At 41.9% G+C, this 13,870-nt stretch carries 13 protein-coding genes; 4 read left to right on the top strand and 9 right to left on the bottom strand.

What is annotated here, in order from left to right; genetic code table 11:
* Positions 1–29 precede the first annotated feature (29 nt).
* The 9 genes from era to rpoE all read right to left on the bottom strand — a co-directional run bounded on the left by era (position 30) and on the right by rpoE (position 8,060).
* Positions 30–920 carry a GTPase Era gene (gene era / locus BM283_RS01525; RefSeq protein WP_090688265.1) on the bottom strand — a complete coding sequence of 297 codons (891 nt, stop codon included), beginning with the start codon at positions 918–920 and terminating at the stop codon, positions 30–32.
* A gap of 203 nt (positions 921–1,123) precedes the next feature.
* On the bottom strand, positions 1,124–1,822 hold the full coding sequence (gene rnc / locus BM283_RS01520) for a ribonuclease III (protein WP_175491996.1): 699 nt from the start codon (positions 1,820–1,822) through the stop codon (positions 1,124–1,126).
* Positions 1,823–1,839: 17 nt separating this feature from the next.
* Complete coding sequence (locus BM283_RS01515) at positions 1,840–2,199, bottom strand: DUF4845 domain-containing protein (protein ID WP_254776079.1); 360 nt, start codon at positions 2,197–2,199, stop codon at positions 1,840–1,842.
* Between the two features lie 42 nt (positions 2,200–2,241).
* Entirely contained in the window at positions 2,242–3,045 is an 804-nt protein-coding gene (gene lepB / locus BM283_RS01510; RefSeq protein ID WP_090688258.1) for a signal peptidase I, read from the bottom strand.
* 98 nt (positions 3,046–3,143) lie between these two features.
* The gene (gene lepA, locus BM283_RS01505; protein WP_090688255.1) at positions 3,144–4,934 is read right to left on the bottom strand and encodes a translation elongation factor 4; all 1,791 of its coding nucleotides are present in this window, start codon (positions 4,932–4,934) and stop codon (positions 3,144–3,146) included.
* 102 nt (positions 4,935–5,036) lie between these two features.
* Positions 5,037–5,294 (bottom strand): glutaredoxin family protein, encoded by a 258-nt coding sequence (locus tag BM283_RS01500; protein ID WP_074664707.1) that lies wholly within the window; start codon positions 5,292–5,294, stop codon positions 5,037–5,039.
* Between the two features lie 22 nt (positions 5,295–5,316).
* Entirely contained in the window at positions 5,317–6,711 is a 1,395-nt protein-coding gene (locus tag BM283_RS01495) for a DegQ family serine endoprotease (protein WP_090688253.1), read from the bottom strand.
* Positions 6,712–6,899: 188 nt separating this feature from the next.
* Positions 6,900–7,442, bottom strand: a complete 543-nt coding sequence (locus BM283_RS01490; RefSeq protein ID WP_090688250.1) for a sigma-E factor negative regulatory protein — start codon at positions 7,440–7,442, stop codon at positions 6,900–6,902.
* A 15-nt stretch (positions 7,443–7,457) separates the two neighbouring features.
* Positions 7,458–8,060, bottom strand: coding sequence for an RNA polymerase sigma factor RpoE (gene rpoE / locus BM283_RS01485; RefSeq protein ID WP_046851869.1), 603 nt, complete (start codon positions 8,058–8,060; stop codon positions 7,458–7,460).
* Positions 8,061–8,288: 228 nt separating this feature from the next.
* On the opposite strand from rpoE, the gene nadB reads away from it, so the two are divergent.
* The 4 genes from nadB (at position 8,289) to BM283_RS01465 (ending at position 13,697) form a co-directional block, all read left to right on the top strand.
* Positions 8,289–9,923, top strand: a complete 1,635-nt coding sequence (gene nadB / locus BM283_RS01480) for an L-aspartate oxidase (RefSeq protein WP_090688246.1) — start codon at positions 8,289–8,291, stop codon at positions 9,921–9,923.
* A gap of 306 nt (positions 9,924–10,229) precedes the next feature.
* Positions 10,230–11,741 (top strand): HAMP domain-containing sensor histidine kinase, encoded by a 1,512-nt coding sequence (locus BM283_RS01475; RefSeq protein WP_254776077.1) that lies wholly within the window; start codon positions 10,230–10,232, stop codon positions 11,739–11,741.
* Positions 11,738–12,307: a hypothetical protein gene (locus BM283_RS01470; protein ID WP_090688243.1), complete on the top strand. Its 570-nt coding sequence runs from the start codon at positions 11,738–11,740 to the stop codon at positions 12,305–12,307. Before BM283_RS01475 ends, BM283_RS01470 begins: the two co-directional genes overlap by 4 nt.
* 10 nt (positions 12,308–12,317) lie before the next feature.
* Complete coding sequence (locus BM283_RS01465) at positions 12,318–13,697, top strand: sigma 54-interacting transcriptional regulator (RefSeq protein WP_090688240.1); 1,380 nt, start codon at positions 12,318–12,320, stop codon at positions 13,695–13,697.
* Positions 13,698–13,870 lie beyond the last annotated feature (173 nt).

Genomic DNA, 13,870 nt, shown 5'->3' with positions numbered 1-13,870 from the left:
TTTTTATTAATCATTTAGATTCTTCAATCTTATTCATACCCTAAACTCTTCAATGTATTAATATCATCAGCCCAGCCATTTTTCACCTTGACCCATACTTCAAGATAGACCTTGCTGCCAAATAATTTTTCCATATCTTGCCGCGCCTGGGTAGCAATTATTTTAAGTTTTTCACCATTTTTGCCAATAACGATGGCTTTCTGATTGGATTTTTCCACCAGAATGCAGGCAAAAATTCTGCGCAGATTTCCTTCTACTGTAAATTGATCTATGCGCACCGTCGTCGAGTAAGGGATCTCTTCCCCCGTTAAACGAAATAATTTCTCACGTATCATCTCAGCTGCAAGAAAACGCTCACTGCGATCACTAACTTCGTCTTCGCCAAACAAAGGCGGGCTTTCTGGCAAATAAGGCCGAACCATATCGATGAGTTCAGTCAGTTGTATTCCTCTCGCCGCACTGACTGGAATAATGCCAGCAAAGCTAAATTCCTTAGCCATACTTTCCATGAATGGAAGTAATTGAGTTTTCTGAGCCAATTGATCTACTTTATTGATCACAAGGATAACGGGTCGGTCGGCAGGTAAGAGTTTTAATACCCCTTTATCACGTTCATCAAATCGTATGGCTTCGATCACGAAGAGAATGATATCGACTTCGCGTATGCTTTGAATGACCGTTCGGTTCATTATTTGATTAAGCTGGCTGCTATGGCGTGTCTGGAAACCGGGTGTATCTACAAAAATAAATTGAGATTGCTCATCGGTTAAAATACCATTGATCCGATGGCGCGTGGTCTGGGCCTTTTTAGAAGTAATGCTGATTTTTTGTTGGATTAAATGGTTAAGTAAAGTTGATTTACCGACGTTAGGACGTCCAACAATGGCAACATAACCAGTTCTGAAATGAGGGGAAGCCATAAATGGAGATATTTCTATTTTATTTAGCGTTATGTTGGTTTGGTAATAGCTTGAATTCGTAAATCACTTGGTCCCTAAAACTACCCTTATAAAGTGGGTAGCTTAAAGGCATGAGTACGAATAAAATGGTTCAAGGCTGGGGGAGGACTTAAAAAAAATAAAGGTTATATAGGCGCTCCTGGTAATTGAAGCATTGGCGACTATTAATAATGAACGATTAATTCATACGCCTGTTTTGCAGCTTCCTGCTCAGCCCTGCGGCGGCTTGTTCCTTCGCCAACAGCTCGAACATTAAACTTTGCAATGGCGCATTCCACTCTAAATTTCTGCCGATGTGCTTCTCCGCTTGTAGCGATGACAGTATATTCCGGCAAGGCTACCCTGCGACTCTGCAGATATTCCTGCAGCATCGTTTTGGGATCTTTACCTAAAGTTTCCAGATCTAAATTGTGTAACAACGGCTTGTAAAGATTGTTAACAAAATTTTCTACTTCAATGAACCCACCTTCCAGGTAAATGGCGCCTATCACTGCTTCCAGCGCGTTGGCAAGAATTGAAGGCCGGTAATGTCCTCCACTTTTTCGTTCTCCTTCACCCAGCCTGATTAAATCACCTAATCCAAGTGCCGATGCGAGCTCAAATAATGCCTGCTGGTTAACAAGATTAGCGCGCAGCCTGGATAAATTGCCTTCTGGTAAGAGCGGAAACTCTTTGAACAGTAAGGCTGACACTGCACAATTCAATGCGCTATCTCCGAGAAACTCAAGGCGCTCGTTATTCGGATAACCGAAGCTGCGATGTGTTAGTGCTTCTTGCAACAATTCCGGTTGCTTAAAAACATAGCCGATTTTGTGAAAGAAATCGCTCTGATCTTTTACCGGAAAATTTTGTGGACGACGCATATTTAAGCTATGTGAGCTCATCGATTGCTGGCAGCATTAAAATCAATAGATAACGAAATATTAGCAAATAAAGGAGTTTTAACGGAATAGCTTACACTCAAAACTGTTTGTTCCCTTACTTTACTAATTTGAAGATCGTGACTATTGACAGCGGTAATTTGATCGATAACGGCACGCTTACCGAATGATTGGCGTATTTCCCCAGGATGAGCATTCTGCAAGCCTGGGTCACTGGCGATGGCAACCAACGCTCGCTTGATAGCAGCATATTCCATATAGGAGGGAAGTAATTTCATTCCTAGAAGCGCAAATATCACGACTACAGCTGACCAGGTTAGCATGCCAGAAAGACTGATACCTTGTTGTTGTTTTCTCATTACATGGCGCATCTTCCTTACTCCAAGTCCGCTCCCGCATCATTAATTTATTGACAAGCCAATTCGACTTAAATCACTAAAATTCCACCAAACCATAAAAGCTTTCCCCACTATATTTTTCTCTGGAACAAAACCCCAATAACGGCTATCGCTACTGCCATCACGATTATCCCCTAACGTAAAATAATTCCCCTCTGGCACTTTACAAGTAAATCCCCTCATATCGAATGCGCAATTCTCTCTGAAGGGAAAATAATGTACGCTAGATAACAGCATATTAGGCATTCCTTGATTGATAAGTATGCTGTAACTTTTATCGTCTATAAGTTCCTTAAAACGCTGGGTGTATACATAAGCCAAACCTGATTCAATATATTTGTAATCTCCATTCAACTCTCTTTCTACTGGCACCCCATTAATGCTGAGCTTTTTATTACGATACGTAACCGTATCTCCAGGTAAACCAATTACTCGTTTAATATAATCTATCGATGGATCTTCCGGATAACGGAATACCATCACCTCTCCACGTTTGGGTTGATTCATTTCAATGATCTTGTGATTGATAACAGGCAATCTGATCCCGTAGGTAAACTTGTTTACCAGGATAAAATCTCCCACCAGTAAAGTAGGAATCATCGAACCCGAAGGTATTTTGAAAGGCTCCACCAGAAAAGAGCGAAGACAAAAAACAATCAGGATGATGGGAAAAAAACTTTTAGGATATTCCACCCACCAAGGCTCTGTGGCACCCGCTGCGCGTTTGTGTTTGAAAAAAAGGGAATCGAGCAACCAGATACAGCCAGTCACCACCAGTAAAATTAATAATACTAAAGGAAAATTCATTTCATTTCCCCTCATGAGCTAGCAAGAAGCATATAACATAATGGGGAGGGCAAATTTTCATGTTTATCACTCAATTGATTTAATTTTTCAGCAGTTAATTATTTACCAACCTGCAGAATGGCCAAAAATGCCGCCTGGGGAATCTCTACATTACCGACGCGTTTCATACGCTTTTTTCCTGCCTTCTGCTTCTCAAGCAGTTTACGTTTACGCGTGATATCTCCACCATAACATTTGGCCAAAACATTCTTACGCAACGCTTTAACATTTTCTCTTGCCACGACATGAGCCCCAATGGCTGCCTGCACCGCGATATCAAACATTTGTCGGGGAATAAGCTCACGCATTTTTTGTGCTAATTCACGACCTCTTTGTTGGCTACTAGCACGATGCACGATTAATGACAGTGCATCCACTTTTTCACTATTGATCAATATATCGAGTTTCACCAAATCCGCGGCGCGAAATTCTTTGAATTCATAATCCAGCGAAGCATAACCTCGACTAACCGATTTGAGTCTATCAAAGAAATCCATGACAACTTCATTTAGCGGCATTTCATAAACAAGCATCACTTGCCTGCCCATATATTGCATATTTCTCTGAACCCCACGCTTACCGGTGCATAGCGACATCACAGTCCCCACATATTCTTCTGGCACTAATATCGTTGTGGTAATGATCGGTTCTCGAATCTCTTCAATTTTAGAGAGGTCGGGCATTTTGGATGGGTTCTCAATTTCAATCACTGTCCCATCACGCAACGCAACCTGATAAATAACGGTTGGCGCAGTGGTGATAAGATCCATATCATATTCCCGCTCCAGCCTCTCCTGAACAATATCCAAATGGAGCAAACCTAGAAAGCCACAACGGAAACCAAAGCCAAGCGCTTGAGACGTCTCGGGTTCAAACTGTAGCGATGAATCATTCAATTGCAGTTTTTCTAATGCAGAGCGTAAGGCATCATATTGATTGGATTCGACCGGATAAAGCCCGGCAAATACTTGTGGTTTGATTTCTTTAAATCCAACCAAAGGTTCAGCGGCAGGATTATCAGCCAAGGTGACGGTATCCCCTACCTTGGCTGATTTCAATTCCTTAATACCAGAGATAACGAAACCCACTTCACCCGCACTCAGCGAATCACGATTTTCTGCTTTAGGTAAAAATATCCCCACTTGTTCACATAGATAAGCCGCGTGGCTAGCCATGAGCATGATTTTGTTGCCGGCTTTCAATACGCCATCGACCACCCGTACCAATATGACAACACCCACATAATTATCAAACCACGAGTCAATAATGAGTGCTTTCAATGGTGCATTTGGGTCTCCCTTAGGGGCGGGGATACGCTTAACAACTACTTCCAGCATATCCTGTATGCCTTGACCTGTCTTAGCACTCACGCGCAAAGCATCTGTTGCCTCTATCCCGATGATATCTTCTATTTCTGCAATCACTCGGTCCGGGTCAGCTGCAGGCAAATCAATCTTGTTCAAGACCGGTATCACCTCGACGCCCTGCTCGATTGCGGTATAGCAATTCGCTACCGTTTGAGCTTCTACTCCCTGAGAAGCATCTACGACCAATAAAGCCCCTTCACAGGCAGCTAAGGAGCGGGACACTTCATAGGAGAAATCGACATGACCCGGTGTATCAATCAAATTCAGCAGAAAAGTCTGACCATTACGTGCCTGGTATTTTAAAGCAACTGTCTGCGCTTTAATGGTAATGCCGCGTTCACGCTCTAACTCCATAGAGTCGAGCACTTGCTCTTCCATCTCTCGATCAGATAAACCACCACAAAACTGTATGATGCGATCAGCTAATGTAGATTTACCGTGATCAATATGCGCGATAATAGAAAAATTGCGAATGTGTTGCATTCGATTGGGATTTTAAATGTCAGTCGGGAATATTTGCTGGTGCTCGATGCAGATCTAATTTACTTGTAAATAAAATAGTCGCTATTACTAACCGACAGCATTCTATCGAATTTTAGCAAAATACGCATCTAATGCAGCTTCATCAAGGTAATAATGGCAGATTTCGTCTTGTTTATCATTTGCTGACACCAATACTGGAATTCGCTCATTATACTGATTTACCAGCTGAGGATCGCTATCGATATCAATCACTTCAAATTGAAACTCGATTTGCTTCTGTAATTTTTGCAATGATGCAATCATTTCCTGACAAAGATGACAATCCCTTCGACCATACACAATGAGCTTTTTTCTATCCATACAATTAACGGTATATACGCTTTTAATTATCGAGTTTCATCGTAATGAAAGTAGTCATATCGCCTCTTTTTATCAATAGCGCAATATTTCGCCCTTTCTCAACCTTGCTAAGCAACTGATTAAACTGTTTGACGGTTGTGACATCCTGGCTATTAAAACCAAGAATAATGTCACCCTGGCGTATACCAGCACGATTTGCAATGCCACCTTGTACTTCCTCAACCAGCAAACCATTCTCGATACCCAGTTGTTGCTTTTGTTTATCAGAGAGTTCACTCAGAGCCAACCCGAGTGGATTCGAAGTATCAGGGACCTTACTTTGTTTGCGGCTGCGATCACTTTCATCTGATGGCATTTCCCCTACCAAAACAGTTAAATTCTTAGTGGCACCGTCCCGCCAGACTTGCACAGGTACTTTAGATTTAGGTTTAGTGTTTCCGACAAGACGCGGCAGATCACTGGAAACAGCAATATCCTTGCCGTCGAATTTCAAAATAACATCTTTCACTTCGATACCTGCTTTGTCTGCTGGACCATCTTTTTCTACAGAAACAACCAGTGCTCCGCGTGCTTGAGATAAGCCAAAGGATTCAGCCAGCTCTTCAGTCATCTCCTGAATCATAATGCCTATTTTCCCGCGTGAGACTTTCCCATGTTCCTTAAGTTGAGTAGCTATCTCTGTTGCCACGTTGATCGGAATAGCGAAAGACAACCCCATAAAACCACCTGTTCGGCTATAAATCTGCGAGTTGATACCGACTACTTCACCCTTCATGTTAAAAAGAGGACCGCCAGAATTACCGGGATTAATCGCCACATCCGTCTGGATAAAGGGAACATAGCTTTCCTGCGCAAGCGAGCGGCCTTTCGCGCTGACTATCCCTGCAGTTACACTATTTTCGAAACCAAAAGGAGAGCCAATAGCAATGACCCACTCCCCTACCTTGAGCTTTTCCGGATCACCCTGAGTTACCACAGGCAAGTCTTTCGCATCAATCTTGATAAGCGCGACGTCAGTTTTACGATCCGTACCAATAACCTGTGCATTAAATTCTCTTTTATCGGTTAATCTGACATTAATCTGGTTGGCAGCTTCGACGACATGCGCATTTGTTAGAATATATCCATCCTTACTTATAATGAAACCAGACCCTAATGATTTGGATTCATACTTCTTAGGACCTGAGAATGGGTGCATATACCTGCGAAAAAATTCGTAGAAAGGGGAATCTTCTGGAATATTAGGAATTTCAGGAAAAATCTGATTTCCTGTAATCTGTTGTGTTTGTACTGTACTAATATTTACCACTGCTTCTCCATATTGCTCAACCAGACCTGTGAAATCAGGCAGCTCCTTTGAATGCACAAAACCGATGGAACAGAGTGTCAGGAAGCACAGTAGAACAATTTTTGGCATATTTTTTCTTGATAAAAAAAATGGGTAAAATACTGAAAACATAATAATCAAATAGAGGTGCAATTAAATCTTACCAATAACAAACGATAACAGCTATTTGTTTGGTCGAAATCAACAAAACCCTTCGATCAAACAAATAGCCTGTGGACTATCCATAACATTTCAATCCTGAAAGCTTACCCCACACCTTATCTGGATTTCTCTTCCCTGCTTTCAACCTGATGTACACCCGTTATAGGTGCTTGCATCTTCGTATGAGGTGAAAGTTCTCTATGGATCAATGAATAATCACCTGGATGGTGAAGTGTAAATGGAAGCGAAAAGGCTGGGGAAGGCTGGAAAGCTACCGGATGATCAACTTGAACAACTGCCTTATTATTCACTTTCTCGGTAACAAGCACTTCTTGCTGAACATCTGCTATTTGCATCACTAACCAGCCACTTACTAAGGCAGCACAGGATGCAGCCGCTGAAAGTGTCACAAATTTCCGCTTGTGTGCTTGTGATACACGCGGCATAAATAAGGTCGGTTCGCTTATTAAGCGTTCACTTACTCGACTCGCCACATTGATGTGGAATGATACTGCTGGCTGTCGCAGTGCTTCACCGATCATATGATAGGTTGCCCAATCATTCAATAAATCATGCTTTTTCTTTAACTCTGTAATCACCTCATCAGCATCCACCGGATCCAATTCACCGTCCATCAGCTCTGACATTTTATTTTTCATAAAACCACCCCTTCATTACCACCTCTTGTCTTTACTTGTTCCTAATAAAGGCCGCAGTTTTTCAGCTATGGCCTCACGTGCACGAAATATGCGAGAGCGAACTGTTCCAATAGGGCAATTCATAATACTCGCAATCTCTTCATAACTTAAACCTTCAATTTCCCTCAGAACAATTGCCGTCCTTAATTCCTCAGGTAATGCGTCTAATGATTGATTAACCGTTTGAGCAATTTGTTTGGTCATCAGTTCACTTTCTGGTGTACTAACTTCTCGTAATCTACCTGCTTCTTCAAAATTCTCTGCTTCTTCATTATCAAATTCGCTAACAGTCGTGGGCACTTTTCTTCCTTGGGATACCAGAAAGTTTTTGGCTGTATTGATACCAATACGATATAGCCAGGTATAAAAGGCGCTTTCACCACGAAATGATGGTAAAGCACGATATGCCTTAATAAAAGTTTCCTGGGCGACATCTTCAACCTCAGCAGCATCACGAATAAACTGTGATAACAAACGTGCCAGCTTTCTCTGATATTTGATCACCAGTAAATCAAAAGCATGCTTATCGCCATGTTGGACGCGCTCAACCAATTGTTGATCGATTTCACGATCACCCATGCTGTTTTTTCCCCGAAATTAAAAATAGATAACAATTGAACCCTCAATAAAGTATACATCGTTCGGGGATCTGCCGTGAACTATCCGAAGCCGGACTAAAGACAATAAAGTAGCTTGATTAGTTCACTGCTTTTATTAATAAGCATTGCAACGAAGTCAACGAAACTTTAGTTATTGAGTTATGATTAAATAAAGTAGCTTCAGTTTACAAATAAATTAAAATAACCCATGCAACAATATCATTTTGATACGCTGATCATCGGCAGTGGTCTGGCCGGGCTTACACTCGCGCTTAATTTAGCACAAAATCAGAAAGTAGCCATTGTCACTAAACGATCATTACAGGATAGCTCCAGTACTTGGGCACAAGGCGGGATTGCTGCCGTACTTTCAATGGAGGATTCTGCTGATGCTCACATTCGCGATACATTAGTGGCTGGTGCCGGCTTATGTGATGAGGCAATTACCCGCTGTGTCGTTGAAAACGGACCACAAGCTATCAAATGGCTCATTTCTCAAGGGGTCAACTTTACACGTGATAGCAATCATGAAACCGGCTATCACCTCACCCGAGAAGGTGGGCATAGTGTACGGCGAGTTATTCACATCAATGATGCCACCGGGAAAGCAGTACAATCTACACTCAGCACAAAAATTCGCACCCACCCGAACATTGCCATACTCGAGCATCATATTGCAGTTGACCTGATCACAAGTTCTAAATTGGCTCATCATGCTGATAAGCAGAATGAGAATGCCCGCTGTTATGGTGCTTATGTATTAGATATCAAAGCAGATACAATTCACACCATTTCTGCCCACAACACGGTTTTAGCAACAGGGGGAGCGGGAAAAGTCTATCTCTATACAACCAATCCCGATACCGCCACGGGTGACGGCATCGCTATGGGATGGCGTGCAGGCTGCAGGATAGCCAATATGGAATTCATCCAATTTCACCCTACCTGCCTTTATCATCCCCATGCTAAATCTTTCCTGATCAGTGAAGCTGTTAGAGGTGAAGGCGGACTATTAAAACTTCCTAATGGGGAACGCTTTATGCCGTGGCATGATGAACGTGCGGAACTGGCACCACGCGATATTGTGGCACGTGCTATTGATTTTGAAATGAAAAAAAGAGGTCTTGATTGCGTCTATCTGGATATTTCTCATAAATCATCCGAGTTTCTCAAGCAGCATTTTCCTACTATTTATACTCGATGCCACGAATTAGGAATTGATATTACACGCCAACCCATTCCAGTCGTTCCCGCTGCACATTACACATGTGGCGGTATCGTTGTGGACCGGAAAGGCAAAACTGACCTAGGCAACTTATATGCCATAGGCGAAACTGCTCATACTGGATTACATGGCGCTAACCGGTTAGCCAGTAATTCTTTATTAGAGTGTTTAGTATTCGGCCAGGCTGCAGCCGAGGATATTCTCAGTTTATCACCTGTCCCTCCCATCTCACTTCCCAAATGGGATGAAAGTCGCGTGACAGATGCAGATGAGGAAATCGTTATTTCACATAACTGGGACGAGCTACGCCGCTTCATGTGGAGTTACGTGGGAATTGTACGAACCAATAAACGCCTGCAACGCGCTCAACACCGCATAAACCTGCTACGGGAAGAAATCAATGAGTACTATACTAATTTTCGCGTGACAGGGGATTTGTTAGAATTACGTAACTTAGTTACAACGGCTGATTTGATTGTGCAAAGTGCCATGCTTCGCCATGAGAGCCGTGGCTTGCACTACAGCCTTGATTATCCAAATCTATTACCGCAAGCCCAGAATACAATCTTAAGACGAAAAGAATTTGAATTGGCTTCAGAAAATTCGGTACCCATATAGGCAATAAGCACAACAAATCCAGGAGTTGTCGTTTACTTCTGATACTTTTATCAGAAAAATTCCCTTGCCGGTATAATGAGCTGTAGTTTAAGGCTCATATCTTCTTCTTAGATAAGAAACACAGACAGACTCTAGCAGGCTGTTAGAAAATATTTTCGAGGCAGTCAATAATAAACAAAAACAGATCAAAGAAGCCAAATTTATATCTACTAAATGAGCATTTTGAGCCTGTTTTTAACGCCGCAGCGGCAACGTTGATAGCTTTATAGCAACCTAATCGATGAGATAGTATAGAGGATAGAAGTATTGAGAAGCACGATAGATTCTGTTACGCCAGAAACGGATGATAAACCGGATATTACCCCTCAAGCAGAGCTACGTCACAATCCCACATCCTTTCTTAAATTGATCTTGCTCGGGTTTTCGATAGTAGGATTACCCTTAATCGCTGCGCTAATCTACAGCGCCATACGTATTGATCAGCTTGCCGAGCAGAGCCGCCAAACCATCTATCAGGCCACAGAAATTACTCATGGCAGCAGTATCTTGATTGATGAAATTATCGTGATGGAGCGGAGTGTACAGCACGCGCATATTTTGGAAGACATATCCTTACTCGAAGGTTATTTTCAGGCACATACCAATTTTGAGAAAACGGCGATAAAGCTTATGGAAGCTTCTCCCTACCTGGAACAACAGCTTTTATTGGAAAAATTACAATTATTAGAGGCAACCATTTTTCGTGAAATACTGACTTCATATAATACTCCTCAGAGTCTTCGAGATTTACTCAACCAATTTGCTAATCTGCTTATCCTTGCACAGAATTTCTCTACAGAAAATTATCGGATAATTGGACAGAAAATAAATGAAATGAGTGAGATGGCTTTACGTACTCGCACTTTGGTTGAGTGGGAATTACTCATTCTGATCCCATTTGTTATTTTGCTCGCTCTCGCTTTCTCAGTATTCATAGCACGACCGCTTCGTCAGCTTGACGAAGCAATTTATAATATGGGACAAGGTAAATTATCTAGCGCAGTAAAAATTGCTGGTCCTGAAAATTTAAAATACCTGGGTTCTCGCCTAGATTGGATGCGTCGCCGCTTGCTCAAATTGGAAGAACAGAAAATTCAATTTCTACGACAAGTCTCCCATGAACTTAAGACACCCCTCTCCGCTATTCGTGAGGGAACAAATCTCCTTGCAGAAGGAGTAACCGGCGATCTTAATAAAAAACAGCAACAAATTGTTGATATTCTCCAAACCAGTAGCATCCAATTGCAGAAACGTATCGAAGATTTATTAAGTTTTAGTGCTCTTCAGGCAGACAAAGTAGCACTGATTAAGCAGCGCACAAACCTTGCTCATATCATCACCACTGTCTTGAAAGATCAGAATCTGTCTATCATGAGTAGAAAGATAAAAATCGATTTAACATGCCCAGATCTCATGCTCGAATGCGACAAACAAAAAATTGGTATTATAATTGATAATCTTTTATCAAATGCCATAAAATTCTCTCCACAAGACAGTTGCATCAAGATCTCTGCGATACAAATGGATCAAACTATCCAACTCGATGTCATCGACTATGGTAGCGGGATTGATATCACCGATGAGGATAAAATTTTTGAACCCTTTTATCGGGGGCGTAGCAAACCTAATAGCCATATCAGAGGAACCGGGCTTGGCTTGTCAATTGCCAGGGAATATGCACTTGCACACGGAGGGAATATTCAACTTGTTAAACATGGCGGTCAGGGAGCGCATTTCTGCCTAACCCTGCCTATTCAAGATCCTGAGGTTCAGCCATGAATGTTGCTTCAAAGTCGCTATTATTTTCTATATTTTTTGTTGTATTAATTGGGTGTACAACAGCGACTACTTATCCATCACCAGACCCTGCTGACAAGCCAGTTTCCCAGCAAGATAAATTGGATCAGTATGATACATTAGATGAATTGATGTTGTATTATGGTCAGCTGCAAAAAAAGAATGCTGCTCAACTAGTCGCGGAATACAACTCTACCAAGAAACATTTTAATAGGAAAAATTCCGATGCGAAAAGTCGTCTAAAATATATTTTACTTATCAGTTTACCCAAAACATCTTTTACAAATATTCAGGCTGCGCTCGATTTACTGAATAATTGGCCACAAGATATTACAATGTCGACTAACGTAGCTGATTTCAGGAAATTACTCATATCGCTACTCAGAGAACAGCAAATTGCAAGAGCTGATGCGAAAAATTTTTCTCAAAAATTAAAAGCTTCAGATGAGCAAATACAAGCATTGGAAGAACACATTCAAACATTGCAAAATAGAATAGACGCGATAAAGAACATGGAAAAGCATCCAATCCGTAGAATAACACCCTGAATGAAAACATATGGTACCGTCTAAAAAAATCTTAATTGTCGATGACGACTCAGACCTCCTTGAATTACTCTCGATACGTTTAACGGCTGCAGGATTTGAAACCATCGTGGCTACCAGTGCAGAAGCCGCATTAAACTGCCTCGATATCACACGGCCCCATCTCGTCATCAGTGACATGCAAATGAGCGGGATGGATGGTATGGCTTTATTTGAACATATTCATCAAGCCAGCCCAACGCTACCGGTCATTATTCTGACAGCATATGGCACGATCCCGGATGCGGTCGCCGCAGTTCAGCGTGGTATTTTTGGTTACCTCACCAAACCCTATGATCCAAAAACTTTGCTCGATCAAATAGATCAGGCTCTCAGACTTACGTGCAATAGCGGAAATAACGAATCCTGTGAGGAATCACGAGTTGTATGGCGTAAAAGTATCATTACCCAAAATGCTGAAATGGAAGATATTCTGACCAAAGTAGAACGCGTTGCGGAAGGAAATGCGAGCGTGCTACTTCTTGGAGAAAGTGGTGTTGGCAAAGAATTATTTGCACGTGCTATTCATCAAGCATCCAAGCGTTGCCGCCAACCTTTTGTTACCATCAATTGCGCAGCCATCCCTGAGCAATTACTGGAATCAGAGCTATTTGGACATGTCAAAGGGGCTTTTACCGGCGCTATCCGGGACCATAAAGGTCTGTTTCAATTAGCCGAAGGGGGCACATTGTTCCTTGATGAAATTGGTGATATGCCGCTGCTACTGCAAGTAAAGTTACTGCATGCCCTGCAAGAAAGGATCATCAGACCCGTCGGGTCTACGCAGCCAATCCCAATTGATGTCCGGATTATTTCTGCTACTCACCGTGATCTCAAAGCTGAGATTACGGCAGGAAATTTTCGTGAGGATCTGTATTACCGGCTCTATGTGGTTGGTTTAACAATTCCTTCATTAGCTCAACGCCGTGAAGATATCCCCTTGCTGGCTAATTATTTTCTTCGTACCTTTGCTGAAAAATACGAGAAAGAAATCAATGGTTTTTCGCCGGAAGCGACCAATCTTTTGCTCAGTGCTTCATGGCCGGGTAATGTTCGACAATTAATGAATATCATAGAACAAAGCGTCGTCCTGAGCGCGAACCCTCTTATTTCATATCAACTGGTCTATGATGCGATGCATCAGGAGGAAGCGCAACTCGTATCATTTGAAGAAGCACGCAAACAGTTTGAAAGAAATTATCTGGTACGTTTACTAAAAATCACTGCAGGCAACGTAACGCAAGCAGCCAGATTAGCTAAACGTAATCGAACAGAATTTTATAAACTTCTTCAGAGGCATCAACTGGATTTTACGCTTTATAAACCAAAAGAAAAAAGCAAAGAGTTTTGTTAAGTATTCTCCGAGAAGAAATATCACAATCACATACATCGTATAAAAAATCATGATTGCTGCTATCCCATTTCTAAATCAAACCTGACTTTGTCGGCTTCGCCTTGCCGTATTATGGACATTGTCCGCGACTCGCCTTCGCGTCATTTATAATTCAGAAATGGAATACAAACCAT

The organism is Nitrosomonas sp. Nm34, assembly GCF_900113925.1.
GTDB lineage: Bacteria > Pseudomonadota > Gammaproteobacteria > Burkholderiales > Nitrosomonadaceae > Nitrosomonas.
The sequence above is the reverse complement of the archived record's forward strand: the minus strand, read 5'-3'. Positions and strand labels throughout refer to the sequence as shown.

What these genes read in the sequence shown, in the direction of transcription:
- era (WP_090688265.1), bottom strand. Translation starts at nt 920, where the DNA reads ATGGCTTCCCCTCATTTCAGAACTGGTTATGTTGCCATTGTTGGACGT.
- rnc (WP_175491996.1), bottom strand. Translation starts at nt 1,822, where the DNA reads ATGCGTCGTCCACAAAATTTTCCGGTAAAAGATCAGAGCGATTTCTTT.
- BM283_RS01515 (WP_254776079.1), bottom strand. Translation starts at nt 2,199, where the DNA reads ATGAGAAAACAACAACAAGGTATCAGTCTTTCTGGCATGCTAACCTGG.
- lepB (WP_090688258.1), bottom strand. Translation starts at nt 3,045, where the DNA reads ATGAATTTTCCTTTAGTATTATTAATTTTACTGGTGGTGACTGGCTGT.
- lepA (WP_090688255.1), bottom strand. Translation starts at nt 4,934, where the DNA reads ATGCAACACATTCGCAATTTTTCTATTATCGCGCATATTGATCACGGT.
- BM283_RS01500 (WP_074664707.1), bottom strand. Translation starts at nt 5,294, where the DNA reads ATGGATAGAAAAAAGCTCATTGTGTATGGTCGAAGGGATTGTCATCTT.
- BM283_RS01495 (WP_090688253.1), bottom strand. Translation starts at nt 6,711, where the DNA reads ATGCCAAAAATTGTTCTACTGTGCTTCCTGACACTCTGTTCCATCGGT.
- BM283_RS01490 (WP_090688250.1), bottom strand. Translation starts at nt 7,442, where the DNA reads ATGAAAAATAAAATGTCAGAGCTGATGGACGGTGAATTGGATCCGGTG.
- rpoE (WP_046851869.1), bottom strand. Translation starts at nt 8,060, where the DNA reads ATGGGTGATCGTGAAATCGATCAACAATTGGTTGAGCGCGTCCAACAT.
- nadB (WP_090688246.1), top strand. Translation starts at nt 8,289, where the DNA reads ATGCAACAATATCATTTTGATACGCTGATCATCGGCAGTGGTCTGGCC.
- BM283_RS01470 (WP_090688243.1), top strand. Translation starts at nt 11,738, where the DNA reads ATGAATGTTGCTTCAAAGTCGCTATTATTTTCTATATTTTTTGTTGTA.
- BM283_RS01465 (WP_090688240.1), top strand. Translation starts at nt 12,318, where the DNA reads ATGGTACCGTCTAAAAAAATCTTAATTGTCGATGACGACTCAGACCTC.